This window comes from Ferrovibrio sp. GW821-FHT12F09 (assembly GCF_058806775.1).
In genome coordinates this window covers 1,173,404-1,196,033 of the sequence record NZ_JBXAPZ010000002.1, presented here as the reverse complement: position 1 = coordinate 1,196,033, position 22,630 = coordinate 1,173,404, and the positions used below count along the sequence as shown (strand labels likewise).

Annotated in this window: 30 protein-coding genes and 1 other RNA gene; 23 read left to right on the top strand and 8 right to left on the bottom strand. The window is 65.8% G+C overall.

Going from position 1 to position 22,630, the window contains the following annotated elements; all coding sequences use genetic code 11:
* Positions 1–64: 64 nt before the first annotated feature.
* From AC1ROB_RS18880 to AC1ROB_RS18870, 3 genes are all read left to right on the top strand, one after another.
* Positions 65–667, top strand: coding sequence for a LysE family translocator (locus AC1ROB_RS18880; RefSeq protein WP_492969567.1), 603 nt, complete (start codon positions 65–67; stop codon positions 665–667).
* 125 nt (positions 668–792) lie between these two features.
* Positions 793–2,136 (top strand): flavin monoamine oxidase family protein, encoded by a 1,344-nt coding sequence (locus AC1ROB_RS18875; RefSeq protein WP_492969568.1) that lies wholly within the window; start codon positions 793–795, stop codon positions 2,134–2,136.
* A 97-nt stretch (positions 2,137–2,233) separates the two neighbouring features.
* On the top strand, positions 2,234–3,172 hold the full coding sequence (locus AC1ROB_RS18870) for an aldo/keto reductase (RefSeq protein WP_492969569.1): 939 nt from the start codon (positions 2,234–2,236) through the stop codon (positions 3,170–3,172).
* A 14-nt stretch (positions 3,173–3,186) separates the two neighbouring features.
* Here the strand turns inward: AC1ROB_RS18870 and AC1ROB_RS18865 are convergent, their stop codons facing one another.
* Positions 3,187–3,402 carry a YdcH family protein gene (locus AC1ROB_RS18865; protein ID WP_492969570.1) on the bottom strand — a complete coding sequence of 72 codons (216 nt, stop codon included), beginning with the start codon at positions 3,400–3,402 and terminating at the stop codon, positions 3,187–3,189.
* Between the two features lie 53 nt (positions 3,403–3,455).
* Between AC1ROB_RS18865 and AC1ROB_RS18860 the strand changes: the two genes are divergently transcribed.
* Positions 3,456–4,025 carry a TIGR02444 family protein gene (locus tag AC1ROB_RS18860; protein ID WP_492969571.1) on the top strand — a complete coding sequence of 190 codons (570 nt, stop codon included), beginning with the start codon at positions 3,456–3,458 and terminating at the stop codon, positions 4,023–4,025.
* Here AC1ROB_RS18860 and AC1ROB_RS18855 read toward each other — a convergent pair.
* The gene (locus AC1ROB_RS18855) at positions 4,022–4,606 is read right to left on the bottom strand and encodes a UbiX family flavin prenyltransferase (protein ID WP_492970756.1); all 585 of its coding nucleotides are present in this window, start codon (positions 4,604–4,606) and stop codon (positions 4,022–4,024) included. The genes AC1ROB_RS18860 and AC1ROB_RS18855 overlap by 4 nt on opposite strands.
* 292 nt (positions 4,607–4,898) lie before the next feature.
* Here AC1ROB_RS18855 and AC1ROB_RS18850 point away from each other — a divergent pair, with 292 nt between their 5' ends.
* Complete coding sequence (locus AC1ROB_RS18850; RefSeq protein WP_492969572.1) at positions 4,899–5,063, top strand: YdcH family protein; 165 nt, start codon at positions 4,899–4,901, stop codon at positions 5,061–5,063.
* 21 nt (positions 5,064–5,084) lie between these two features.
* Here AC1ROB_RS18850 and AC1ROB_RS18845 read toward each other — a convergent pair whose 3' ends face one another.
* Both AC1ROB_RS18845 and AC1ROB_RS18840 read right to left on the bottom strand, forming a co-directional pair.
* Positions 5,085–6,725 carry an acyl-CoA synthetase gene (locus AC1ROB_RS18845; RefSeq protein ID WP_492969573.1) on the bottom strand — a complete coding sequence of 547 codons (1,641 nt, stop codon included), beginning with the start codon at positions 6,723–6,725 and terminating at the stop codon, positions 5,085–5,087.
* Between the two features lie 109 nt (positions 6,726–6,834).
* Positions 6,835–7,605, bottom strand: a complete 771-nt coding sequence (locus AC1ROB_RS18840) for a sulfite exporter TauE/SafE family protein (RefSeq protein WP_492969574.1) — start codon at positions 7,603–7,605, stop codon at positions 6,835–6,837.
* Between the two features lie 140 nt (positions 7,606–7,745).
* Here AC1ROB_RS18840 and AC1ROB_RS18835 point away from each other — a divergent pair, with 140 nt between their 5' ends.
* The 6 genes from AC1ROB_RS18835 to AC1ROB_RS18810 all read left to right on the top strand — a co-directional run bounded on the left by AC1ROB_RS18835 (position 7,746) and on the right by AC1ROB_RS18810 (position 10,905).
* The gene (locus AC1ROB_RS18835) at positions 7,746–8,333 is read left to right on the top strand and encodes a hypothetical protein (protein WP_492969575.1); all 588 of its coding nucleotides are present in this window, start codon (positions 7,746–7,748) and stop codon (positions 8,331–8,333) included.
* 11 nt (positions 8,334–8,344) lie between these two features.
* Positions 8,345–8,680, top strand: coding sequence for a cell division protein ZapA (locus AC1ROB_RS18830; RefSeq protein WP_492969576.1), 336 nt, complete (start codon positions 8,345–8,347; stop codon positions 8,678–8,680).
* A 13-nt stretch (positions 8,681–8,693) separates the two neighbouring features.
* Positions 8,694–8,851, top strand: a non-coding RNA gene (ssrS, locus tag AC1ROB_RS18825) — 6S RNA.
* A gap of 33 nt (positions 8,852–8,884) precedes the next feature.
* Entirely contained in the window at positions 8,885–9,490 is a 606-nt protein-coding gene (locus AC1ROB_RS18820) for a 5-formyltetrahydrofolate cyclo-ligase (RefSeq protein ID WP_492969577.1), read from the top strand.
* A 7-nt stretch (positions 9,491–9,497) separates the two neighbouring features.
* Positions 9,498–10,307 (top strand): TIGR00282 family metallophosphoesterase, encoded by an 810-nt coding sequence (locus tag AC1ROB_RS18815; RefSeq protein ID WP_492969578.1) that lies wholly within the window; start codon positions 9,498–9,500, stop codon positions 10,305–10,307.
* Between the two features lie 4 nt (positions 10,308–10,311).
* Positions 10,312–10,905, top strand: coding sequence for a uracil-DNA glycosylase family protein (locus AC1ROB_RS18810; RefSeq protein ID WP_492969579.1), 594 nt, complete (start codon positions 10,312–10,314; stop codon positions 10,903–10,905).
* Here AC1ROB_RS18810 and AC1ROB_RS18805 read toward each other — a convergent pair.
* The 3 genes from AC1ROB_RS18805 to AC1ROB_RS18795 form a co-directional block, all read right to left on the bottom strand.
* Positions 10,899–11,375: a PAS domain-containing protein gene (locus tag AC1ROB_RS18805; RefSeq protein ID WP_492969580.1), complete on the bottom strand. Its 477-nt coding sequence runs from the start codon at positions 11,373–11,375 to the stop codon at positions 10,899–10,901. The two genes, AC1ROB_RS18810 and AC1ROB_RS18805, sit on opposite strands and share 7 nt — an antisense overlap.
* Positions 11,376–11,858, bottom strand: coding sequence for a PAS domain-containing protein (locus AC1ROB_RS18800; protein WP_492969581.1), 483 nt, complete (start codon positions 11,856–11,858; stop codon positions 11,376–11,378). It lies immediately after the preceding gene.
* A gap of 113 nt (positions 11,859–11,971) precedes the next feature.
* Positions 11,972–12,517, bottom strand: coding sequence for a PAS domain-containing protein (locus AC1ROB_RS18795; protein ID WP_492969582.1), 546 nt, complete (start codon positions 12,515–12,517; stop codon positions 11,972–11,974).
* 273 nt (positions 12,518–12,790) lie between these two features.
* Between AC1ROB_RS18795 and AC1ROB_RS18790 the strand changes: the two genes are divergently transcribed.
* The 11 genes from AC1ROB_RS18790 to pal (AC1ROB_RS18740) all read left to right on the top strand — a co-directional run bounded on the left by AC1ROB_RS18790 (position 12,791) and on the right by pal (AC1ROB_RS18740) (position 21,392).
* Positions 12,791–13,540: a YebC/PmpR family DNA-binding transcriptional regulator gene (locus AC1ROB_RS18790; RefSeq protein ID WP_492969583.1), complete on the top strand. Its 750-nt coding sequence runs from the start codon at positions 12,791–12,793 to the stop codon at positions 13,538–13,540.
* Between the two features lie 30 nt (positions 13,541–13,570).
* Positions 13,571–14,080 (top strand): crossover junction endodeoxyribonuclease RuvC, encoded by a 510-nt coding sequence (ruvC, locus tag AC1ROB_RS18785; protein WP_492969584.1) that lies wholly within the window; start codon positions 13,571–13,573, stop codon positions 14,078–14,080.
* Complete coding sequence (gene ruvA / locus AC1ROB_RS18780; protein ID WP_492969585.1) at positions 14,077–14,697, top strand: Holliday junction branch migration protein RuvA; 621 nt, start codon at positions 14,077–14,079, stop codon at positions 14,695–14,697. Before ruvC ends, ruvA begins: the two co-directional genes overlap by 4 nt.
* Entirely contained in the window at positions 14,694–15,743 is a 1,050-nt protein-coding gene (gene ruvB, locus AC1ROB_RS18775) for a Holliday junction branch migration DNA helicase RuvB (RefSeq protein WP_492969586.1), read from the top strand. Before ruvA ends, ruvB begins: the two co-directional genes overlap by 4 nt.
* Positions 15,736–16,179 carry a YbgC/FadM family acyl-CoA thioesterase gene (locus tag AC1ROB_RS18770; RefSeq protein WP_492969587.1) on the top strand — a complete coding sequence of 148 codons (444 nt, stop codon included), beginning with the start codon at positions 15,736–15,738 and terminating at the stop codon, positions 16,177–16,179. Before ruvB ends, AC1ROB_RS18770 begins: the two co-directional genes overlap by 8 nt.
* Before the next feature lie 32 nt (positions 16,180–16,211).
* Positions 16,212–16,946, top strand: a complete 735-nt coding sequence (tolQ, locus tag AC1ROB_RS18765; protein WP_492969588.1) for a protein TolQ — start codon at positions 16,212–16,214, stop codon at positions 16,944–16,946.
* Positions 16,947–16,953: 7 nt separating this feature from the next.
* Positions 16,954–17,397, top strand: a complete 444-nt coding sequence (gene tolR, locus AC1ROB_RS18760) for a protein TolR (protein ID WP_492969589.1) — start codon at positions 16,954–16,956, stop codon at positions 17,395–17,397.
* 26 nt (positions 17,398–17,423) lie between these two features.
* Positions 17,424–18,383, top strand: a complete 960-nt coding sequence (locus tag AC1ROB_RS18755; protein ID WP_492969590.1) for a TonB C-terminal domain-containing protein — start codon at positions 17,424–17,426, stop codon at positions 18,381–18,383.
* 27 nt (positions 18,384–18,410) lie between these two features.
* Complete coding sequence (tolB, locus tag AC1ROB_RS18750) at positions 18,411–19,763, top strand: Tol-Pal system beta propeller repeat protein TolB (RefSeq protein WP_492969591.1); 1,353 nt, start codon at positions 18,411–18,413, stop codon at positions 19,761–19,763.
* Positions 19,764–20,151: 388 nt separating this feature from the next.
* Entirely contained in the window at positions 20,152–20,661 is a 510-nt protein-coding gene (gene pal / locus AC1ROB_RS18745; protein WP_492969592.1) for a peptidoglycan-associated lipoprotein Pal, read from the top strand.
* A 179-nt stretch (positions 20,662–20,840) separates the two neighbouring features.
* Positions 20,841–21,392 carry a peptidoglycan-associated lipoprotein Pal gene (pal, locus tag AC1ROB_RS18740; RefSeq protein WP_492969593.1) on the top strand — a complete coding sequence of 184 codons (552 nt, stop codon included), beginning with the start codon at positions 20,841–20,843 and terminating at the stop codon, positions 21,390–21,392.
* On the opposite strand, the gene AC1ROB_RS18735 is transcribed toward pal (AC1ROB_RS18740), so the two are convergent.
* Positions 21,373–21,564, bottom strand: coding sequence for a hypothetical protein (locus AC1ROB_RS18735; RefSeq protein WP_493031530.1), 192 nt, complete (start codon positions 21,562–21,564; stop codon positions 21,373–21,375). The genes pal (AC1ROB_RS18740) and AC1ROB_RS18735 overlap by 20 nt on opposite strands.
* Here AC1ROB_RS18735 and ybgF point away from each other — a divergent pair.
* Complete coding sequence (ybgF, locus tag AC1ROB_RS18730; RefSeq protein WP_492969594.1) at positions 21,563–22,627, top strand: tol-pal system protein YbgF; 1,065 nt, start codon at positions 21,563–21,565, stop codon at positions 22,625–22,627. The two genes, AC1ROB_RS18735 and ybgF, sit on opposite strands and share 2 nt — an antisense overlap.
* Positions 22,628–22,630: the final 3 nt, after the last annotated feature.

Sequence of the window (22,630 nt, the reverse complement as noted above, 5' to 3'; positions counted from 1 at the left end):
CACCTGACCGCCGGGCTGCACAAATCTTCCAGACCCGTGCGGCCGGCCGTGCTGAACTGGCGGCATGAACCATGAGCAGGTTGCCGCGTTTTTTCTGTTTTCCCTGATCGCCGCGATCACGCCGGGGCCCAGCAACGTGCTGCTGACCGCCACCGGCATGCAGGCCGGGCTGCTGCGCGGCCTGCCCTGCCTGTTCGGCATCGGTGCCGGCATGGGATCGATGATGTTCCTGGCGGCCTATGGTTTCGGCGCGCTGGTGCTGCAGCATCCGCAGGTGATGCAGGCGGTGCGCTTGCTCGGCGCGGCCTTCCTGCTCTGGCTCGCCTGGAAGATCGCCACCGCCCCGGTCGGCGAGAGCGGCAGTGCCGCGCCGCCGCGCCCGACCGGCTTCCTGGGCGCGGCCTTGCTGCAATGGGTCAATCCGAAAGCCTGGCTGGTCTCGGCCGGCGCGGTCGCCACCTATCTGCCGGGCGAGGCCGAGTGCGCGCTGCTGCGCGCGACGATCTTCACGCTGGTCTTTGTCAGCGCGGCGCTGCCCAGCAGTCTCGTCTGGCTCGCCTTCGGCGCGGCGGCGCAGCGGCTGCTGCGCGATCCGCGCCGCCAGCGCGGTTTCAATATCGCGATGGGTCTGGCGCTGACAGCGTCGGTGGCGATGATCCTGCGCTGAACACACCAGTGGAGATTTCATGCGTGGCCGTCGTCTCGCGGAACGCGCGACAGCCCTGACGATTTTGTGCGAATCAACCTGCAAAAAATCATCCTGACAGCCAAGCTTCGCGGCATAATGGCGGCATGACGAAGCTGACGCGACGGCAGGCATTGCTCACCGGCACGGCCGCGGCCCTGCTGCCGCGGGCGCTGTCGGCCACGGCACTGCCGGCGGAGGCCGATGTGGTGATCGTTGGCGCCGGCCTCGCGGGTTTGAGCGCGGCGCGCGCCCTGCAGGAGCGGCAGCGCACGGCCGTGGTGCTGGAGGCGCGCGAGCGTATCGGCGGCCGCATCTGGACCGAGTCGCTGGCATCCGGCATCCGGGTCGATCTCGGCGCGCATCTGCTGCGGTCGGCCGATATCAATCCGCTGGTGGCGGAACTGCGGCGCCGCGACATCCGCCTGCAGGCCGATGACGGCGACTACTGGCTGTTCGATGGCGGCCGCGACGCCGACGAGCATGACTACGATATCCTCGGCTTTGCCTATGACCGGCTGGACGATGCGCTGCTCGATGCCCGCACGCTGCGCAGCGATGTCACCCTGGCCAGCCGGGTCAAGGTCGATGGCAAATGGGCCGACACGGCGCGGGCGCTCGCCGGCCCGCTGCATATCGGCATCGAATACAGCGCGGTGGCGGCGCTGGACGCGCCGCGGCTGGCCGGCACCGGGAATGACGCCTGGTTCAACGGCGGCTTCGGGCCCTGGCTGACGCAATATGCCGAGGGCCTGCCGGTTTTCCTCAACCGCCCCGTCGTGCGGATCGACTGGAGCGGCGATCATGTGGTGGTCGCCACCGCCGAGGGCCAGGTGCGGGCCGAGGCCTGCATCGTCACCGTGCCGGTGGGCCTGCTGAATGTGCGCGAGAGCATCGTCTTCCAGCCCGGCCTGCCCCAGGGCCAGCGCGATGCGCTCGGCCGCCTGTCCATGGGTCTGCTCGATCGCATTGCCCTGCAGTATGAAGCCGGCAGCTTCGAGGCGCCGGCCAACACCCAGGCGCTGCCGCGCATCAGCGGCACTCGCGGCATGAGTTTCCGCATCAACGCGCAGGGCCTGCCGCTGGCGGTGGCCACCGTCGGCGGCGACTATGCGCGCGAGCTGGAGGCCCAGGGCGATGCGGCGATGATTGCCGCGGCGCGGCTACAGCTGAAAGCCATGTTCGGCGAGGCGCTGGACCGCCGTTTCGTCAAAGGCGTGGCGTCGGGCTGGGGCAGGGATCCGTGGAGTCGCGGCGCCATCGCCTGCACGCGGCCTGGCTTCGCCACCGCGCGCCGCAATGCCGGCCGCGCGCTCACCAGCGCCACCGGCCGCGCCCGTGTGCTGTTTGCCGGCGAGGCCTTTGCGTCGGTCGACTGGACCGGCTCGGCCACCGGCGCCTGGCTTTCGGGCCGCCAGGCGGCGGCGGAAGCACTGCGGCTGTTCGGGTAAATTGGTCCGCCCGATTGGTGCGGCTTGCCTGACAATACTGGGCGGGTCGATACTGCCCCGGATTTTTCCTCGCCCCTTCAGCAAGTGAGTCTCGCCCGTGAAATTCCGCAATCTCGGCCGCTCCGGCCTCCTGGTTTCCGAAGTCGGTCTCGGCTGCAACAATTTCGAGATGCGTCTCGATCTCGAAGCCTCGCGCAAGGTGATTCACAAGGCGCTCGATCTCGGCATCACGCTGTTCGACACCGCCGATGTCTACGGCAACAAGGGCGGCTCCGAGACGCAGATGGGCAAGATCCTCGGCGCTCGCCGCAAGGACATCGTGCTGGCGACCAAATTCGCCATGCCGATGGACGATGTGGGCGTCAAGGTCGGTGCCTCGCGGCGCTATATCATGCGTGCGGTGGAAGACAGCCTGACCCGCCTGCAGACCGACTACATCGATCTCTACCAGCAGCACCAGCCCGATCCGCGCACGCCGATCGAAGAGACGCTGCGGGCGCTGGATGACCTGATCCGCCAGGGCAAGGTGCGCTATATCGGCAACTCGAATTTCGCCTCCTGGCAGTTGGCCGATGCCGACTGGACGGCAAAGCAGCTGGGGCTGAACCGCTTCGTCTCGGCGCAGGACGAGCTCAGCTTGGTCTTCCGCAAGGCGGAAGCCGAGCAACTGCCGGCCTGCGAGCGCTTCGGGCTGGGCTTCCTGCCGTTCTTCCCGCTCGCCAGCGGGCTTCTCACCGGCAAGCACAAGGCCGGTGCGGCCGCCGAAGGCTCGCGCCTGGCCAATACCCAGCGCCTAGCTGATCGCTACATGACGCCGGCCAATGTCGCCACGGTGGAACGCCTGCGCGGCTGGTGCGACAAGCGCGGCATCGGCCTGACCGATCTGGCCTTTGCCTGGCTGCTGGCCAGGCCGCAGGTCTCCAGTGTGATCGCCGGCGCCACCAAGCCGGAACAGCTTGAGCAGAATGTGAAGGCCGGCGAGACGAAACTTTCGGCGGAGGACCTGGCCGAGGTGAAGGCGCTGCTGGAGGGCTGATCGCCCGGCCGCTGTCAGGCAATAATATCTGGAATAAGCTGGTTCTCGATCCGGGTGATCTGATCCTTCAGCGCCAGCTTGCGCTTTTTCATGCGCTGAATCTGGATCAGGTTCAGGCTCGGCTGCTCGGCCAGCGCCGAGATGGCATCGTCGAGGTCGCGATGCTCCGCCCGCAGGTCGGACACCTTGCGCTGCAATTCCTCGGTATCGATCGGACCGGGAAAATTCATGCCGTCACTCAAAACCTACCAACGAACCGCGAAAGCCCGGTACCATAGCACGGATGACGGAACACGACACCGGGGCAAAAGCCCTTTCAGACAATGGGGTTAAGGAGGCGGGCAAGGTTCCCGGTTTCTGGACCTTCTCGCTCGCCCTCTATGGCCGGCCGGGCGTGGCGACGGCCTGCCTGGCGCTGCAGGACCGCCATGGCGCCGATGTGAATCTGCTGCTGCTCGGCTTCTGGCGCACGGCGCGCGGCCTGGCGGCCTGGGACGGTGTCGAACTGGCCCATGCGCAATCGGCTGTCGCTCCGGTCAATGCCGTGCTGCAGCCCTTCCGCGAGGCCCGCCGCGCCCTGAAAACCCTGGTCGCCGACGAGCCGGCGGCCGGCCGGCTCTATGACGAGGCCCGCGCGCTGGAGCTGAAGCTGGAGCAAGTGGCGCAGGCCTGGCTCGCCGCCGTCAGCCGCATCAGTCCGGCGCTGCGCCGGCCGCTGCCGCTGTCGCGCGCGGATGAAGTAACAACGGCCGCCGCGCATCTCTCGGCCTATCTGCAGGTGATCGCGCCCGACAACCCGGATGCGATGCAGCTTGCCGCCGATCTGCTGGGTGCCGCGCTCAAAGAGGATTAAACGGCGGGTCGTCCGCTCCAGCGTTTGACCAGACCGCTATCCAGCCCGAAGAGATCGAGCACGCGGCCGACCGTATGGTCGACCAGATCGTCCAGCGTCTTCGGCATGGCATAGAAGGCCGGCATCGGCGGCGCCACGATGGCGCCCATCTCGGTCACCGCCGTCATGTTGCGCAGATGGCCCAGATGCAGCGGCGTCTCGCGCGGCACCAGCACCAGGCGGCGGCGTTCCTTCAGCGCCACATCGGCGGCCCGGCTCAGCAGGGTCGAGGTGACACCGGTGGCGATCTCGGCCAGCGACTTCATCGAGCAGGGCACGATGGCCATGCCGAGCGTCTGGAACGAGCCCGAGGAAATCGCCGCGCCGATATCGCCGATGGCATAGACGGTATGCGCCAGCGCCTTCACATCCTTGATGCTGCGGTCGGTCTCGTAGGCGATCGTCATCTCGGCCGCGCGACTTAAGACCAGATGCGACTCGATGCCGCCGGCCTGCAGCGCCTCCAGCAGGCGGATGCCGTAGATCACGCCCGAGGCGCCGCTGATTCCGACCACGAGGCGACGCTGGGCCGGTTTCCGGATGATTGCAGGCGCAATTTTACCAGGAAGGGTCGCGGCTTGGCTGCGCTTCCTGATGTCGCTCGTAACGCGTGGCGTTTTGCCGGTTGCACGCTTGGGTGCAGATTTGTCCGGGGTTTTCCGTGTGCGGCGCATACAAAAATTCGCTTCTGTGAGAATTTACCAATTTGGGGCTGACAAAGCGGAAGGCGAGTGCTTAGCTACTTCTCAGGCGCGGACCGCAGCGGTCGTGCCGTCGCCGGGCGACCGCAGCAAAGTCGGTTGACGCGCTCCGAACCGAAAGGAGGAGCCCGCGATGAACAATTTGGCGCATCTCGACACTCTCATCGAAAAACATCATGGCCTGCAAGCGGCGATCGATGATGAGATTCACCGCCCGATGCCCGATCAAGCCCGCCTCACTCAGCTCAAACGCGAAAAGCTCAAGCTGAAAGAAGAAATCACCCGATATACGCAGTAGTCGCCGCGCCGGACCAGCGCTTCATTTAAGAGCCCTGGCCTTCTCGCGCAGTTCGAACTTCTGAATCTTGCCGGTCGAGGTTTTCGGCAATTCGCCGAACACCACGGTCTTTGGCACCTTGAACCGTGCCAGGCGCTCCTTGCAGAAGGCGATGATCGCGTCCGACCCGCTCTGGTCGGGCGCGATCGACGCGCCGTTACGCAGCGTGACAAACGCGCAGGGCGTTTCGCCCCAGTGTTCGTCGGGACGCGCGACCACCGCGGCCTCGACGATATCGGGATGCATGTAGAGCACGCCTTCCACTTCGATGGTGGAGATATTCTCGCCGCCCGAGATGATGATGTCCTTCGAGCGGTCCTTGATCTGCATGTAGCCGCCGGGATGCAGCACGCCGAGGTCGCCGGAATGGAACCAGCCGCCGGCAAAGGCTTCCTGCGTCGCCTTCGGGTTCTTCAGGTAGCCCTTCATCACGATATTGCCGCGGAACATGATCTCGCCCATGGTCTGGCCGTCTTCCGGCACGCGCTGCAGGGTCTGCGGATCGAGCACGGTGACGTCTTCTTCCACATGGTAGCGCACGCCCTGGCGGGCTTTCACCGCGGCCTTCTCGGGCAGCGGCAGCGCATCCCATTCGTCATGCCAGTCGCAGACCACCGCCGGGCCGTAGACCTCGGTCAGGCCATACACATGCGTCACGTCGAAGCCCATCTTTTCCATCGCCGCCAGCACCGCGGCCGGCGGGGCGGCACCCGCCGTCATGCATTTGACGCCGGGCTGCAGCTTGGCGCGTACCTCGTCGGGCGCGTTGATCAGCATGGTCAGCACGGTGGGCGCACCGCAGAAATGCGTCACGCCGTGATTGAGGAAGCTGTCGAAGACCTGTGCCGGATCCACCTTGCGCAGGCAGACATGCACGCCGGCCAGCATGGTGATGGTCCAGGGGAAACACCAGCCGTCGCAATGGAACATCGGCAGCGTCCACAGGTAACGCGGATGCTTGGGCAGGTTCCAGGTGACGGCATTGCCCACGGTATTGAGGTAGGCGCCGCGATGATGCGTGACCACACCCTTCGGATTACCGGTCGTGCCCGAGGTGTAGCCCAGCGAGATGGCATCCCATTCGTCCACCACACCGCGCCATTCCCAGTCCACATCGCCGGTCTGCAGGAAGGCTTCGTATTCCATTTCGCCGAACAGCTCGCCGGTGCTGCAGAGATGATCATCGATATCGATCACCAGCGGCTTGTTGCTGGAGATATGCACGGCCGCTTTCACGGTGGCGCTGTATTCGCGGTCGGTGAACAGGATTTTCGCCTCGCCATGCTCCAGGATGAAGGCGATGGCGGCGGGATCGAGGCGCGTGTTGATCGCATTGATCACCGCGCCGGTGGCGGGAATGCCGAAATGCGCTTCCAGATGTGCCGGCGTGTTCGGGGCGATGATCGCCACCGTGTCGCCGCGCGTGATGCCGCGCTTCTCCAGCGCCGAGGCGAGGCGGCGGCAGCGTTCATACAGCTCGATATAGGTATAGCGCAGCTTGCCATGGATCACCGCCAGCCGGTCGGGGAAGACATCGGCGGTGCGGCGCAGGAAGCTCAGCGGCGACAGCGCTTCGTAATTGGCCGGGTTCTTGTCGAGGTCGCGATCGTAAATCGTGGGCATCTGGCGTCTTCCCCTGCAGGCGGGTCAAGCTAGAGCAAACCCAGCATCCGCGGCAACAGCCGGAAATCGCCTCGATACATGAGGAATCCTTGAGTCTTAACGGTCTGGCCTAGAGGAAATGCAGGCCCAGGCCGTCATGCAGCAGCTTCAGGCCGCACAGGAACACCAGCACATAGGCGATACGGAAGAAAATGACGTCGCTCATCTTGTGGTGCAGCCAGATGCCGAGATAGACGCCGCCCACCGCCACCGGCACCAGGACCAGTCCGGTGCCGAGGTTGCTGAGGGTGAACTGTCCCAGGAACCAGTAGGGGATCAGTTTCACGTAGTTGACCACGGCGAAGAAGACGACGGTGGTGCCGACAAAGACGGTTTTGTCCAGGCGCTGTGGCAGCATGTAGACATACAGCGGCGGGCCGCCAGCATGGGCGATGAAGCTGGTGAAGCCGGAGCAGGCACTCCAGACCAGGCCCTTCGGCCAGCTTGGCCGCGCGGCATCGACCGGCGCCCGTTTGAGCCATTTCTGCAGGGTGAAGATGATGGCGATGATGCCGATGATGACCTCGACGCCCTCGTTGCTGATATAGCCGGCGGTGAAGGTGCCGATGGCGATGCCTGCCAATGCGCCCGGCAGGATGATTTTCATGTTCGCCTTGTCCCAGGTGCCGCGATAACCCCACAGGCCGGCGAGGTCCATGGCGCAGAGCACCGGCAGCATGATGGCGGCGGCCTGCAGCGGCGGCAGCACAATGGCCAGCAGCGGCATGGCGACCAGGCTGGAGCCGGGGCCGAAGCCGCCCTTGCTGAGGCCCACGATCAGCACGGCCGGGAAGGCCACCGCGTAGAACCAGGGGTCGGCAATCATGGGAAAATCGGGCATGGCGGCAGGGTCTGGCTGAGCGGAATTACGGCGGGAAGGTGGCGGGCGGTTCGGTTGCCCCGTTGAGTTGCGCGGGAGCGATGCGAAGTTTATCCTCCATATCAAGTTTACCGGCCAAGACCAACGGACAGAAGCAAAGCATGCAAACCGGTGTCGCCGCCGCAGTCGCCGCCATGGAACAGGCGGTTCGCCGCCTGGATGCCGCCCTGGCCCAGCGCGGGGCGGCGTTCCGCAGCCTGGCCGAGCAGCATGGCCAGGTGGCCATCGAGCTGAAGGCCCTGCGCGAGGAGCTGCAGCAGGCCCGCGACGAGGCCGCCAGCCTGCGCGAACGCGCCGCCCTGGTGGATGCCCTGCGCGCCGAACTGGCGCAGATGCAGAGCGATGAGGCTGCGGTGTCGGCCCGGCCGGCGGCGGATAGCGGCATCCTGCGTCAGGCGCTGGCCGACCGCGACAGTGAGATTGCCGCGCTGAAAGGCGAAGTCGATGACCTGCGCACCAAACTGGCCTCCGCCGTGGATGCCAAGGCGGCGCTGCAGGCGATGGTGACGGCGCCGCGGCCTGTGGCCGACCATGCCAATGGCAGCGAGGCGGCGGCACTGAAAGCCGAACTGGCTGTAGCGCGGGCCGCGCAGGCCGAGATGCAGGCCTTCCAGTCCGGCATGGCGGCGCGGCTGGAGGCGACGATGGCGCGGCTGCGTCAGGCGCTGGATGCCGATGCGAAGGTTTAAGGAGGCTTGCGATGGCTGAGATCAATGTCACCGTCAACAACCGCCTCTATCCCATCGGCTGCGACGATGGCGAAGAAGAGCAGGTGCGCCGGCTCTCCGGCCTGGTCGATGGTCGCGTGCGCGAACTGGCGGCCCTGGTGGGTCAGGTGGGCGAGGCGCGGCTTTTGCTGATGACGGCGCTGACACTGGCCGACGACCTGGAACAGGCCCAGCGCGACGTGGCGGCGATGCGGCAGGAGGTTAATGCCCTCTCGGAAGAGCAGAAAACCGCTGCTGGCGGCGCTGATGCGCTGCTTGGGCTGGCAAAACGGCTGGAAGACATTGCCGCAAGGCTGGAGACCACCTAAATAAGGCCTTGGACGGGTTCTGCCCGGTGCGTTGGCGTCCATAACCCTGGGGCCAATGCTCATCTCTAGGGAGCTGTCCCTGGCCGGAGCCCTGGTTCCGATCACACGGCGCCCACCTGGTACGCCAGGCCACAGAGGTTAGTTCATGCTAACGGCCATGGTGGGCCCGTCCACTTCCTCCAGGCTTTTACGCGACAGGTCAGGTTGAGCCCGCAAACCGATCCCGCGCTCGACCAACGCAAGGCGAGCCTCCGCATCAAACTGAAAGCCCGGCGCGCCGAAGCCTTTGCCGCCAACGGCACTGCCATTGCCGCGCTGGCGGCAGACCGGTTCCGCGCCGCCATTCCGGTGCGGCCGGGCCAGGTGGTGGCGGGCTACTGGCCGATGGGCGACGAACTCGATCCGCTGCCGCTGCTGCTCAGCCTGCAGCGGCAGGGCGCGCAGATCGTTTTGCCGGCGGTGCAGAAGGGCACGCGGCTGCTGCAGTTCCGGCTCTGCGAGGATTTGGCCAGTCCGCCGCCGGGCGGCGCCTATGGCATTCCGGCGCCGCAGGAAGGCGCGGCGACGCCGCCGCCCGATATCCTGCTAGTGCCGCTGATCGGTTTCGATACGGCCGGCCGCCGCCTCGGCATGGGCGGCGGCTATTACGATACGACCCTGCAGGCCCTGCGTGCGGCTGTGGATAAGAAGATTGTGGCCGTGGGCTATGCCTTCGCGGTACAGCAGGTGGCAGAGTTGCCCCACGGGGGCCATGACGAATTGCTGGACTGGGCGGTGACCGAACGCGGGTCGCTCAGGTTCGAGAGATAGGACGACGATGAAACTTCTGTATTGCGGCGATATTGTCGGCCGGTCCGGGCGTGATGCCGTGGTGGCGCGGATTCCGGAACTGCGTAAAAGTCTCGGCCTCGATTTCGTGCTGGTCAATGGCGAGAATGCCGCGGCCGGTTTTGGCATCACCGCGAAAATCTGCGAAGACTTCTATGCCGCCGGCGTCGATGTGATCGTGCTGGGCAACCATGCCTGGGACCAGCGCGAGACGCTCAGCTATATCAACACCGACCCGAAGCTGCTGCGGCCGCTGAATTACCCGAAAGGCACGCCCGGCAAGGGCGCGGCCGTGTACACGCTGCAGAACGGCAAGAAGGTTCTGGTGATCCAGGTGATGGGCCGCATCTTCATGGACCCGCTGGACGATCCCTTTGCCGCGGTCGATGGCGAGTTGCAGAAATATCGCCTGGGCGGCGGCGTCGATGCGGTGATCGTCGATATCCATGGCGAGGCGACGTCGGAGAAGATGGCGATGGGCCATTTCTGCGACGGCCGCGCCTCGCTGGTCTGCGGCACCCACAGCCATATCCCCACTGCCGATGCGCAGATCCTGCCCGGCGGCACGGCCTACCAGACCGATGCCGGCATGTGCGGCGACTACAATTCGGTGATCGGCATGGAGAAGACCGAACCGGTGAACCGCTTCGTCAAGCGTGTATCGGGCGGCCGCTTCGAGCCGGCCAATGGCGAGGCCACGCTCTGCGCCGTCTATGTCGAAACCGACGATCGCACCGGCCTTGCCACCCGCATTGCGCCGCTGCGTCTGGGCGGGCGGTTGCAGCAGACGACGCCGTGATGGCATGGGCGGCCGTTTCGACGCGCTGCTGACCGAGGTTCGCGGCTGCACGCTCTGCGCCGCCCATCTGCCGCTCGGGCCGCGCCCTGTGGTGCGGATGAAGCGTTCGGCAAAACTTCTGATCATCGGCCAGGCGCCGGGCACCAAAGTGCATGAAACCGGCCTGCCGTGGAATGATCGCAGCGGTGACGTGCTGCGCGGCTGGCTCGGGATGGACCGCGACAGCTTTTACGACATGACGCAGATCGCGGTGATGCCGATGGGCTTCTGCTATCCCGGCCGTGATCCAAAGGGCGGTGACAATCCGCCGCGTCCCGAATGCGCGCCGCGCTGGCATGACCGGCTGCTCGCGCATCTGCCGGCTCTGAAACTCACCTTGCTGGTCGGACAGTATGCCCAGGCGCATTACCTGGGGACGGGGCGGGCAAAGACGATGACCGATACGGTGCGCCATTTCCGCGCCTATCTGCCCGACGGGTTCTTCCCGTTGCCGCATCCGAGCTGGCGCAATATCGGCTGGCAGAAACGCCAGCCGTGGTTTGCCGAAGAGGTCGTGCCTGCACTGCGCATCGCCGTGCAGGCGGCGCTGGCTCAGTAAAGCGGCTGGCGCATCACGAAGTCGACCACGCAGAACAGCCGGTCGATCTGCGTGCCGTCGCTGGACAGCGGCATCACCATATCGACCACCGAAAGAAAATCCTTGTGCGGGCCGACATAGGGCACGCGGTTGACGCGCGGTTCGCGCGCGGCCGTCACCGTGGCCAGACTGTCCCACAGGCGGCTGCCAGGCTGCTGGTGCGGCAGGTCGCTCATACACTGGCCGGTATAGCGGGCATTCATCATGCCATCGACATGGGTGCCGAGCAGGCGGTAACGGAAATCCAGCGGCCAGCCGGGTTTGGTGTCGCGCAGCACATCCATCAGGATCAGATGCGGCAGCAGGCGCACCATCTCCAGCGGATCGATATCGGCGCGCCCGGGCATCAGCCGGCCGCGGCGCTTGCTGTCCCAGTAAGCATACGCCTCTTGCAGCAGCGGGGTCGCTTCACTCAGGTCCGGTGCCGGCATCTATGCTGTCTTCGGAATGAAATCGACAATCGACATCAGCATATGCACTTCAGCGCCATCATTCGATAGGGGCAGGATCAGGTCGACCAGCGAGAGGAAATCCTTGTGCGGGCCGACATAGGGCACGCGGTTCATCTGCGGCTGCCGGCTGTCCACCGTGCGGGCGAAGTTGCGCCACAGCTGGCTGTCGGGCTGCTGGTGCGACATGTCGCTCAGATGCACGCCGGTGTAGCGCCGCGACATGTGGGTCTCCACGGCGGTGCCGAGCAGGCGGTAACGGAAATCCAGGGGCCAGCCGGGCCTGGCGTCGCGCAGCACATCCATCAGCACCACATTTGACAGGAAGGGCACCATCTCGATCGGGTCGATATCGGCACGCGCGGGCATCAGCCGCCCGCGGCGCTTGGCGTCCCAGTATTCATAACCACGCAGCAGGGCTGGCGTGGCGTGGCGCGCGGCCATGGTGTCGCGCAGGTCGGACAAAGGCGGCAATCCCTCCGGGTGTCCGCCCCAGTCTTCCAGTTATTCCTGCGTTTCAAAAGCAGTTTTCGCTCAACCCCCGGACGAGGATGCGGGGCCGGAGGGCTAACGGAGCGTTAGCCCAGCTGGGTGAACGGGTGGGTGCCGTCGTGCAGCCGCACCGCCGGAAACAGGTCGACGCAGATCAGCAGATGGTCGACCTGCTCGCCGTCGTCGGCCAGCGGCATGACGATATGGAAGATGCTGCTGATGTCGCGGCTGCGCCCCACATAGGGCAGCACGCCCTTGACCGGGGCGCGGCAGTCCACCGCGGCGGTCAGGTGGTCCCAGACCAGGCTCGGCGGCCGCTGATGGGCCACCTCGCTCAGGCGCACGCCGATGTAATCGACATTGCTGAGCGCCTGCATGCGGCTGCCCATCTCGACATAGCGGAAGTCATGCGGCTCGCGCTCGACGGCGACCAGGATGGTCTGCGCCCGCAGCGGCTCCAGGGCCGGATCGGCCATCATGACGCCGCGCGAGGGCATTTCGGTCGGGCCGCGCGCCGCCAGCCACAGGCCATGCGCTAGGGTCAGCAGCGCCGACTGCGGATAGCCGGGCAGGCCATGGGAGCCCGACTTGGTCGGGCCCGGTACTGCCACCAGCTGCGTGAAATTCGTCATGCCCCTGTTAAGGCCTTGTTTCATATTTATTATTTTAGTCAGACGTCAGCCGAACACCGGCTTATGCCGGAGCAAACACTAGCGGTCCCGTTGATTCGGCGCAATCCGACTATCGCCCATGGCAGCCATGGCCGGCGCGGCGGCGCGGAACTGCGGCTTGCTTTTGCACGGGCGGCGCTTTATCCGGCGCTGCATCGTCTGCCGATGACGCGTGAAATATGGTAAACATGCCCGATTCGGTCGCTTTTTCACGATTTAGCCGCAGGTTCCGTCATGGCTGGCCATTCCCAGTTTAAAAACATCATGCATCGCAAGGGCGCGCAGGATGCCAAGCGCGCCAAGATTTTCACCAAGCTGATCCGCGAACTGACCACCGCGGCCCGCTCGGGCCAGCCCGATCCGGCCGCCAATCCGCGGCTGCGCGCCGCCATCCAGGCCGCCCGCGTCGCCAACATGTCGAAGGACACGCTGGAGCGCGCGATCAAGCGCGGCGCCGGCGGCGATGCCGCCGACAATTACGAAGAGGTGCGCTACGAGGGCTACGGCCCCGGCGGCGTCGCCGTCATCGTCGAAGCGCTGACCGACAACCGCAACCGCACCGCCGGTGAAGTCCGCGCCGCGTTTTCCAAGAACGGCGGGGCGCTCGGCGAGACCAATTCGGTCGCCTTCATGTTCGATCGCGTCGGCGAGATCGTCTTCCCGGCATCTGCCGCTTCGGCCGAGGCGCTGTTCGAGGGCGCGCTGGAAGCCGGCGCCGAGGATGTGCAGTCCGACGAGGAAGGCCACAGCGTCACTTGCGCCCAGGATGACTTCGCCGCCGTGCGCGAGGCGCTGGAGAAGAAGTTCGGCGATCCGAAATCGGCCAAGCTGGTGTGGAAGCCCAAGACCACCACGCCGGTCGAGGGCGAGAAGGCCGAGACCCTGTTCAAAATGATCGACGTGCTGGAAGACAGCGACGACGTGCAGACGGTCTATGCCAATTTCGAGATGTCGGACGACGAGCTGAAGAAGCTGGCCGGCTAGGCGCGAAGAAGGAGCGGCTTGAGTTCATCCATGCGCATCATCGGTCTCGATCCGGGCCTGCGTGCCACCGGCTGGGGCGTCATCCTCGCCGAGGGCAACCGGTTGAGCCATGTGGCGCATGGCACCATCCGCACCAACCCCGATGACGAGTTGGCCTATCGCCTGCGCACCGTGCATGACGCGCTGGCCGAGCTGCTGGCCGAATGGCAGCCGCAGGCCGCCGCCGTCGAAGAGACCTTCGTGAACAAGAATCCGTCTTCGACGCTGAAATTGGGCCAGGTGCGCGGCGTGGTGCTGCTGGCGCCGGCCCTGCTCGGGCTGCCGGTCGGCGAATACGCGCCCACCGTCATCAAGAAGGCCGTGGTCGGCACGGGTGCTGCCGACAAGGACCAGGTGCATGCCATGGTCAAACGCCTGCTGCCCGGCTGCAATGTCACCGGCGCCGATGCGGCCGATGCGCTGGCCGTGGCGATATGCCACTCGCATCATGCCGCCACCGCGCGGGTGATCCGCACGGCTGAATTGCGAGCGGCGCGATGATCGCCAAGCTCTCAGGCCTGCTCGACTCTGTGTCGGAAACCGCCTGCATCCTCGATGTCGGCGGCGTCGGCTACCAGGTCTACTGCTCAGGCAGAACGCTGCGGTCGCTGCCGCGGCCGGGCGAGGCGGTGCGTCTGCATATCGAGACCCATGTGCGCGAAGACCATATCCATCTGTTCGGCTTCCTGTCCGAGGCCGAGCGCGGCTGGTTCAATTTGCTTCAAACCGTGCAGGGCGTCGGCGCGAAAGTGGCGCTTGGCATCCAGTCGACGCTGGCGCCGGATGAACTCTTCCGCGCCATCGCCGCGGCCGACAAGACCACGCTGAACCGCTGCGACGGTGTCGGGCCGAAGCTCGCCGTGCGCCTGATCACCGAGCTGAAGGACAAGGTCGGCGGCATCGCGCTCGGGCCGGTGGCGCTGGCGGCGCCGGGCGAGATCGCGGCTGCGGAAGAAAAGACCGGCGGCCCGGTCGCCGATGCGCTCTCGGCCCTGGTCAATCTCGGCTACAAGCGCGCCGATGCCTTCGGCGCCGTTACGACTGCGGCGCGTGCGCTTGGCGATAAGGCGAATGTGCAGCAGCTCATTCCGGCAGCTCTCAAGGAGCTGGCGCGATGAGCGAGGCACCCAGGATTGTGGCTGGCGCGAAAGCCGAGGGCGACGAGTTCGAGCGTCATCTGCGCCCGCAGGTGCTGGGCGACTTCATCGGCCAGGCGCGGGCGCGTGAGAATCTGAGCATCTTCATCCACGCCGCCAAGGAACGTGGTGAGGCGCTCGATCACGTCCTGTTGCACGGCCCGCCGGGCTTAGGGAAAACCACGATGGCGCAGATCGTGGCACGCGAACTCGGCGCCGGCTTCAAGGCCACGTCCGGGCCTGTCATCGCCAAGGCCGGCGATCTCGCCGCCCTGCTGACCAACCTGGAAGCGCGCGACGTGCTGTTCATCGACGAGATCCATCGCCTCAATCCGGCAGTGGAGGAAATCCTCTATCCCGCGATGGAAGATTTCCAGCTCGACCTGATCATCGGCGAGGGGCCGTCGGCGCGCAGCGTGCGCATCGATCTGCCGCCGTTTACGCTGGTCGGCGCCACCACGCGGTCGGGCCTGCTCACCACGCCCTTGCGCGAACGTTTCGGCATTCCGCTGCGGCTCAATTTCTACGAAGTGGAAGAGCTGGAACTGATCGTGCGGCGCGGCGCCCGCATTCTGGATCTCGAACTTGACGCCTCAGGCGCCAGAGAAATCGCCCGCCGCGCCCGCGGCACTCCGCGCGTCGCCGGGCGGCTGCTGCGCCGGGTGCGCGATTTCGCCGTCTATGCCAAGGCCAAGATCGTCGATGCCGCCACCGCCGATGCCGCCCTGTTGCGGCTGGAGGTCGATGCCCGCGGCCTGGATGCCATGGACCGCCGCTACCTCACGGTGATCGCCCGCGACTTCCAGGGCGGCCCGGTCGGCGTCGAGACCATTGCCGCAGCGTTGTCCGAACCGCGCGACGCGCTGGAAGACATCATCGAGCCCTATCTGATCCAGCAGGGCTTCCTGCAGCGCACGCCGCGCGGCCGCCTGCTGACGGCCGCCGCCTTCACCCATCTGGGCCTCAGCCTGCCGGCCAGCCTGGCCACCGCCGGGCAGCTGGATCTGCTGGGAGACGACGATGTCTGACGCCCAGCCCCATCGTTATCCGGTCCGGGTCCAGTGGGAAGACACCGACGCCGCCGGCATCGTCTATTACGCCAATTACCTGCGCTTCATCGAGCGCGGCCGCTCCGACCTGCTGCTGCAGAAGGGCATCAGCCAGCGGGAAGCCCTCGCCGGGCCAAATGGAGATAAGACGGCCGGCGTCGCCTTCGCCGTCCGGGCCTGCCAGATCGACTACCTGAAGCCGGCCCGGCTGCACGAAGAATTGACCGTCACCACCGAAATCACCGACCTGCGCGGCGCCAGCCTGACCGCCCGCCAGGATGTCTGGCGCGGCGCGGAATTGCTGGTCCGGGCGGAGGTTAAGCTGGCCTGTATCGATTCGGCCGGCCGGCCCCGGCGCGTTCCGCCCGCCATTGCGGCGGTTTTCGCCACACTTTCACCAAATTTGTCGCATTGATCTGCTAACTCTTAACCAAAGGATTCGTAACCATGGACAGGACCGTCGCCGCCGCGCAGCTCGGAGGCTCCTCTGCCGCCGCCGATCTCTCGCTCTGGGCGCTCTTCCTCCAGGCCGACTGGATCGTCAAGGCCGTCATGCTGATGCTGATCCTGGCCTCCTTCTGGTCCTGGGCGATCATCTTCGACAAGCTGATCAAGATTCGCCGCACCGTGATCGACACCGACAAGTTCGAAAACGACTTCTGGTCGGGCGGTTCGCTCGACGCCCTCTATGACCGTCTGTCGATGGCCGGCCCGCAGCATCCGATGGCGGTGCTCTTCGTTGCCGCCATGCGCGAATGGCGCCGCTCCACCGAGCGCGGCCTGGTGCGCGGCAAGCAGGGGCTCGGCTCGCTGCAGGTTCGCATCAACCAGGTGATGCGCGTCTCCATCGACCGCGAGATGGAGCGCCTGGAACGCTACCTCGGTTTCCTCGCCTCGGTCGGTTCGGTCTCGCCCTTCGTCGGCCTGTTCGGCACCGTCTGGGGCATCATGAACTCCTTCCACGCCATCGCCTCCAGCAAGAACACCTCGCTGGCCGTGGTGGCGCCGGGCATCGCCGAGGCGCTGTTTGCCACGGCTCTGGGGCTTCTGGCGGCCATTCCGGCGGTCATGGCCTATAACAAATTCTCCAACGATCTCGGCCGGCTCAATGTGCGGCTCGAAGGCTTTGCCGGCGAGTTCTCGGCGCTGATGTCGCGCCAGCTCGACGAAGAGGCCGCCTGATATGGGAATGTCAACCGGAGGCGGCTCGACCCGCGGCGGCCGGCGCCGGCGCGCACCGATGTCGGAGATCAACGTGACGCCGCTGGTCGACGTCATGCTGGTGCTGCTGATCGTCTTCATGGTGGCCGCCCCGCTGCTCACCGTCGGCGTGCAGGTCGACCTGCCCAAGACCCAGGCGGCGGCGATCCAGGGCCAGGACGAACCCTTGAGCATCACCATCGATGCCAAGGGCGGCATTTACCTTCAGGAAAGCCAGATCGAGTTAGACCAGTTGGTGCCGCGCCTGCAGGCGATCGCCGGCAATGCGCCGGACCGCCGCATCTTCGTGCGCGGCGACCAGGCGATCAATTACGGCAAGGTGCTGGAAGTGATGGGGGTCATCAACACCGGCGGTTTCACCAAGGTGGCGCTGGTCGGCAATCCGCCGAACGCGGCACCGGCGCGGCGCTGACGGATCAGTAGAGGGTTGGGTTAAGGGTGCAACGCAAGTCCTACATATTCTCGGCCAGTCTGCATGGCGGCATCGTTGCCTTTGCCGTGTTCGGGCTGCCGCATCTGTTCGACACGCCGCGCGAGCCCGAGCCGATGGTGGTGCTGGCCGAATTCGCGCCCATCGCCGAGAAGACCAACGTCCCCAAGGTCCAGCCCAAGATCGTCGAGACCAAGGCGCCGCCGAAGGAAGAGCCGCTGCCTGAGGCCAAGCCCGAGCCCAAGCCGGAACCGCCCAAGCCGGCGCCGCAGGCGGTGACCCCGCCGCCGCCGCCGCCCCCGCCGACGCCCGAGCCGCCCAAGCAGGTGGAAGCGCCCAAGCCGGCGCCGATCCCCGAGCCGGTGCCGAGCCCGAAGCCGCTGCCGAAACCTGAAAAGGTGGTGGAGGCGCCCGAGCCGCCGAAGGTGGCCGAGAAGCCGAAGCCGGAAGCCAAGCCAGCGCCGCCCAAGCCGCCGCAGAAGACCGAAGAGAAGAGCAAGGCGCCGGACATGTCCGACATCGCCGCGCTGGTCAACAAGATGAAGACGGCGCCGCCGCAGCCCAATCCGGCGCCGCAGACGGCCGCCAAAAGCCCGCCGCCGGCCGCGTCGCCGCGCATGGAAGGCCCGAGCAATCCGAACCTGCCGGTCTCGATGAGCGAGAAGGATTTCATCCGCAAGCAGGTGGAAGACAAATGGCAGTTCGATCTGGGCGCGCGCGATGCGCAGAACCTGATCGTGCGCATCAAGTTCAGCCTGCATCCCGATGGCCGCCTGAAAGGCCAGCCCGAGATTGTCGACGCCGCCCGCATGTATATGCCGGGCCAGGAAGCTTATCGCGCCGCCGCGGAATCCGCGCGTCGCGCCGTGCTCAAGGCCGAACCCTTCCAGTTGCCGCCCGGCGACAAGGACAAGTGGGGCCAGGACATCATTCTGAACTTCGACCCGCGCATGATGCTGGGCGGGTAAATGAACAAGGAGACCATGATGAAGCGGATGCCGATTCTGCCCCTGGGCATGATGAGGACTGGCGTGCTGGCGCTGCTGCTGGCGCTGTTCGCCGCGACTGCCGGCCATGCCGCCGTCGAGATCGACATCACCAAGGGCAACATCAAGCCGATCCCGATCGCGATTTCCGATCTCGATGGCGACAACCCGCAGGCGCTGAAGCTCGGCGTCGATGTCGCCCGCGTCATCCGCGCCGATCTGGAACGCTCGGGCCTGTTCAAGCCGGCCGATCCGCGCGCCCATATCCAGTCGCCCGCCCAGATGCGGGTGCAGCCGCGCTTCGGCGACTGGCGCGTCATCAATGTCGATGCGCTGGTCAACGGCCGCATCGAAGTGCAGCCCGATGGCCGCCTGCGCGGCGAGTTCCGCCTTTGGGATGTGGCCGCTGAAAACCAGATGACCGGCCTGGCGCTGTTCACCACGCCGGATAACTGGCGTCGCCTGGCGCATCTGATCGCCGATGCGATCTACAAGCGCGTCACCGGCGAGGACGGCTATTTCGACACCCGCATCGTCTATGTCGCCGAGAGCGGCCCGCCGGACAAGCGCATCAAGCGCCTCGCCATCATGGACCAGGATGGCGAGAATCATCGCTTCCTCACCGATGGCCGTTTCCTGGTGCTGACGCCGCGCTTCAGCCCGAGCCAGCAGGAAATCACCTATCTCAGCTACTTCAACGACAAGCCGCGCGTGTATCTGTTCAACATCGATACCGGGCAGCAGGAGCTGGTTGGCGATTTTCCCGGCATGACCTTCGCGCCGCGCTTCTCGCCCGATGGCAACCGCGTGATCATGTCGCTGGCAGCGGACGGCAATTCCGATGTCTACATGATGGATCTGCGCACGCGGCAGCGTTCGCGCCTCACCGCCGATCCCGCCATCGACACTTCGCCGTCCTTTGCGCCCGACGGTCGCCGCATCGTGTTCAACTCCGATCGCGGCGGCACCAAGCAGATCTACACGATGAATGTGGATGGCTCGGACCAGAAGCGCATCAGCTTCAACCAGGGCCGCTACTCCACGCCGGTGTGGTCGCCGCGCGGCGATCTGATCGCCTTCACCAAGGAGTATCAGGGCCAGTTCTCCATCGGCGTCATGCGTCCCGATGGCAGCGGCGAGCGCATTCTCTCGTCGAACAGCGTGGTGCAGGAAGCGCCGACCTGGGCGCCGAACGGCCGCGTGCTGATGTTCTATCGCGAGACGCCCTGGAATTCGCAGGGCCGCGGCCAGCGCGTGCGTCTGGTCTCGATTGACCTGACCGGCTTCAACGAGCGGGAGATTCCTACCCCGATCGATGCTTCCGACCCGGCCTGGTCACCACTTTCGCCTCTGGTGCGGTAATCGTTCTGCCTACGGTGATATCCACAGGGGTCCAAAATCGCTCCGGCCTGTGGATAACTAGGACTTATCCCGACCCCTGTGGCAGAAATGCCGCAGGGGTCGGTTTAGTAAATACAAGCCCTTACACCTATTGATTCAGGAAAAACCGGTAGATATAGTCCACCGTGACGTAATGGCTTGAACCAAGGTTCAGCGGCGTAAGCGAACCTAGTCCGTTAGGACTGGGTGCCTCGCGAATGTTCGCTAAATTCTTTGGTTTGTCAGACGGTTCGTCCTGAGAGCGACAAAACTCGACCCCCGGGATGGAACGCAAGTTTTGGTCTCAAGTTTTGTCTTGTAGTTCTCAGGTTCTGACTCACTCATCGAAACCCTTGGAGGGATAATAAAAATGCGCCTCAACACCTTCGGCTCCAAGTTCCTGGCCGTGGCTGCCGTTGGCCTGCTTCTCGCCGCCTGCGAATCCGCCCCGACCCCGACTGCCACCACCAGTGGCGCCGGCGGCGCTCAGACCGCCACCGCGCCGGCCACCAGCATCGCGCCGGGTTCCGTGCAGGACTTCCAGGTCAATGTCGGCGACCGCGTCTTCTTCGACTATGACAAGTTCGAAGTGAAGCCGGCCGGCAAGGCCACGCTCGACAAGCAGGCTGCCTGGCTGAAGCGCTATGGTCAGTGGAAGGTCGTCGTGGAAGGCCATGCTGACGAACGTGGCACCCGCGAATACAACCTGGCGCTCGGCGATCGCCGCGCCAACGCCGTGAAGACCTACCTGGTCAACCAGGGCATCCCGGCGAACCGCGTCACCATCATCTCCTACGGTAAGGAGCGTCCGGTGGCCCTCGGTTCGAACGAGGCCGCCTGGGCCCAGAACCGTCGCGGCGTGACGGTGCTGTCGAACTAATTCAGCCGCGGGCCGTTTCATCACGGCCTGCACTGAGGGTTCTTGGAACACCCGCCTGTCGGAAGACAGGCGGGTGTTTCTTTTTGCGTGCCGCAGTTTCGCCGCAAATCCCGCGTTTTTCCGCCGCAAAGACGCGGCCTTCTGCGGCAGGCAGTGCAAACGAGAAGGGGAGTGCCTTTATGCAGACGAATCAGTGGGTCATCCGGTCGGCTCTGGTCGCCGTTCTGGCCCTGGGGCTGGCGGCTTGTGAGTCCGCCCCGCAATCCAGCAACACCATGTCCGGCAGCGGCCGTGCCACCGATCCGTCGATGAGCGGCACCGGCGGTCGCGGCATCACCAGCAGCGAGCTGGGTGGCGCGCCGGGCAGCCTGGCCGAAGCCCAGCGCATGTTCGCCACCGAAGTGGGCGACCGCGTGCTGTTCGATTACGATTCCTTCGCGCTGAAGGCCGATGGCCCGGCGATCCTCGACAAGCAGGCCGCCTTCCTCAAGCGCTTCGGCCAGTATCGCATCGTCGTCGAAGGCCATGCCGACGAGCGCGGGACGCGCGAATACAATCTGGCCCTGGCCGAGCGCCGCGCCACCACGGTGCGCAACTACCTCGCCAACCAGGGCATCGCCGCCGCCCGTCTCTCGGTGATCTCCTACGGCAAGGAACGGCCGACCGCCGTCACCTCCAACGAGGCTGCCTGGGCGCAGAACCGCCGCGCCGTCACGGTGCTGGCCCAGTAAGACCGGGCGGGATTCGCAGATCACGCCTCACCCGCCGGTCAAACCGGCGGGTGAAATCTGCATCGCCGTTGCGATCCGCCATGCTTTTGACGTAAACCCCGGTAAAATCGATAAACTCGGTTTTCCGCCCCGATTCGGGATCGCCCGGGTCGGCCACCGTGGGGTTCGCCATGTCTGCGTCATCGCTCATCCGCTCCGTCACCCTTCTGCTCCTGCTCGGCACCGCCGCGTTGCCGGCTGCCGCCCAGGACGCACAGACGATCCAGCGCCTCAATCGCCTGGAAGGCGATCTGCAGACCCTGCAGCGCCAAGTCTATCGCGGCACGCCGCCGGGCGTATCGGGCGGTGGCAGCAGCAGCAGCGGCGGCCTGACCGAGGGCGGCGACGGCGCCTCGGCGGCCAATCGCCTGAATGCCCGCATCGACGATCTGGAAAACCAGATCCGCCAGCTCACCGGCCGTTTCGAGGAGGTGGAATTCACCGCCAGCCAGGCCAACCGCCGCATGGACAAGCTGACCGAGGATGTCGACTTCCGCCTCAACCAGCTCGAACGCGGCGGCAGCGCGCCGAGCGGCCAGCAGACCGGCAGCGTCGAGCAGGTGAAGCCGACGCCGGCCCAGCAGGGCGTGCCGGCCGCCGGGACGCCCGTGGTGCGCGGCTCGACCTCGTCGACGCCGGGCCAGGCGCCCACCAAGGAAGGCATCCTCGGTGCCATGCCCGCCGATGCCCAGGGCCGTCCGCTGCCTGGCAACGCTGGCACCGCCGCCGCGCCGCAGGCCGCACAACAAACAGCCCGCGCCCCCGCGCCGCCGCCGCCGTCCGGCAAGGGCAAGCTGCCCAACGGCACGCCGCAGGAGCGCTACAACTACGCCTACAAGCTGCTGGTGCAGAGCGACTATGCCGATGCCGAGGCCGCCTTCCGCGAATTCCTCGGCGCCCATCCGCAGGATGCGCTGGCCGGCAATGCGCAATACTGGCTCGGCGAGACCTATTACGTGCGCGGCCAGTACGAGCCGGCCAGCCAGGCCTTCCTGCAGGGCTATTCGGGCTACAAGGGCAATTCCAAGGGCAAGGCGCCCGACAGCCTGCTCAAGCTCGGCATGTCGCTCGCAGCATTAAAGAAGAACCCGGAAGCCTGTGCCGCACTCGGCCAGCTCAACAAGGATTTCCCCGACGCGCTGCCCCATGTGAAGGACGCCGCCCAGCGCGAGCGCTCCAAGATCGGGTGTAAGTAAGCC

Coding starts and splice junctions, on each gene's coding strand:
- AC1ROB_RS18880 (WP_492969567.1), top strand. CDS start 65: ATGAACCATGAGCAGGTTGCCGCGTTTTTTCTGTTTTCCCTGATCGCC.
- AC1ROB_RS18875 (WP_492969568.1), top strand. CDS start 793: ATGACGAAGCTGACGCGACGGCAGGCATTGCTCACCGGCACGGCCGCG.
- AC1ROB_RS18865 (WP_492969570.1), bottom strand. CDS start 3,402: ATGAATTTTCCCGGTCCGATCGATACCGAGGAATTGCAGCGCAAGGTG.
- AC1ROB_RS18860 (WP_492969571.1), top strand. CDS start 3,456: ATGACGGAACACGACACCGGGGCAAAAGCCCTTTCAGACAATGGGGTT.
- AC1ROB_RS18850 (WP_492969572.1), top strand. CDS start 4,899: ATGAACAATTTGGCGCATCTCGACACTCTCATCGAAAAACATCATGGC.
- AC1ROB_RS18845 (WP_492969573.1), bottom strand. CDS start 6,725: ATGCCCACGATTTACGATCGCGACCTCGACAAGAACCCGGCCAATTAC.
- AC1ROB_RS18840 (WP_492969574.1), bottom strand. CDS start 7,605: ATGCCCGATTTTCCCATGATTGCCGACCCCTGGTTCTACGCGGTGGCC.
- AC1ROB_RS18835 (WP_492969575.1), top strand. CDS start 7,746: ATGCAAACCGGTGTCGCCGCCGCAGTCGCCGCCATGGAACAGGCGGTT.
- AC1ROB_RS18830 (WP_492969576.1), top strand. CDS start 8,345: ATGGCTGAGATCAATGTCACCGTCAACAACCGCCTCTATCCCATCGGC.
- AC1ROB_RS18815 (WP_492969578.1), top strand. CDS start 9,498: ATGAAACTTCTGTATTGCGGCGATATTGTCGGCCGGTCCGGGCGTGAT.
- AC1ROB_RS18810 (WP_492969579.1), top strand. CDS start 10,312: ATGGGCGGCCGTTTCGACGCGCTGCTGACCGAGGTTCGCGGCTGCACG.
- AC1ROB_RS18805 (WP_492969580.1), bottom strand. CDS start 11,375: ATGCCGGCACCGGACCTGAGTGAAGCGACCCCGCTGCTGCAAGAGGCG.
- AC1ROB_RS18795 (WP_492969582.1), bottom strand. CDS start 12,517: ATGACGAATTTCACGCAGCTGGTGGCAGTACCGGGCCCGACCAAGTCG.
- AC1ROB_RS18790 (WP_492969583.1), top strand. CDS start 12,791: ATGGCTGGCCATTCCCAGTTTAAAAACATCATGCATCGCAAGGGCGCG.
- ruvC (WP_492969584.1), top strand. CDS start 13,571: ATGCGCATCATCGGTCTCGATCCGGGCCTGCGTGCCACCGGCTGGGGC.
- ruvA (WP_492969585.1), top strand. CDS start 14,077: ATGATCGCCAAGCTCTCAGGCCTGCTCGACTCTGTGTCGGAAACCGCC.
- ruvB (WP_492969586.1), top strand. CDS start 14,694: ATGAGCGAGGCACCCAGGATTGTGGCTGGCGCGAAAGCCGAGGGCGAC.
- AC1ROB_RS18770 (WP_492969587.1), top strand. CDS start 15,736: ATGTCTGACGCCCAGCCCCATCGTTATCCGGTCCGGGTCCAGTGGGAA.
- tolQ (WP_492969588.1), top strand. CDS start 16,212: ATGGACAGGACCGTCGCCGCCGCGCAGCTCGGAGGCTCCTCTGCCGCC.
- tolR (WP_492969589.1), top strand. CDS start 16,954: ATGTCAACCGGAGGCGGCTCGACCCGCGGCGGCCGGCGCCGGCGCGCA.
- tolB (WP_492969591.1), top strand. CDS start 18,411: ATGCCGATTCTGCCCCTGGGCATGATGAGGACTGGCGTGCTGGCGCTG.
- pal (WP_492969592.1), top strand. CDS start 20,152: ATGCGCCTCAACACCTTCGGCTCCAAGTTCCTGGCCGTGGCTGCCGTT.
- pal (WP_492969593.1), top strand. CDS start 20,841: ATGCAGACGAATCAGTGGGTCATCCGGTCGGCTCTGGTCGCCGTTCTG.
- ybgF (WP_492969594.1), top strand. CDS start 21,563: ATGTCTGCGTCATCGCTCATCCGCTCCGTCACCCTTCTGCTCCTGCTC.
- AC1ROB_RS18735 (WP_493031530.1), bottom strand. CDS start 21,564: ATGGCGAACCCCACGGTGGCCGACCCGGGCGATCCCGAATCGGGGCGG.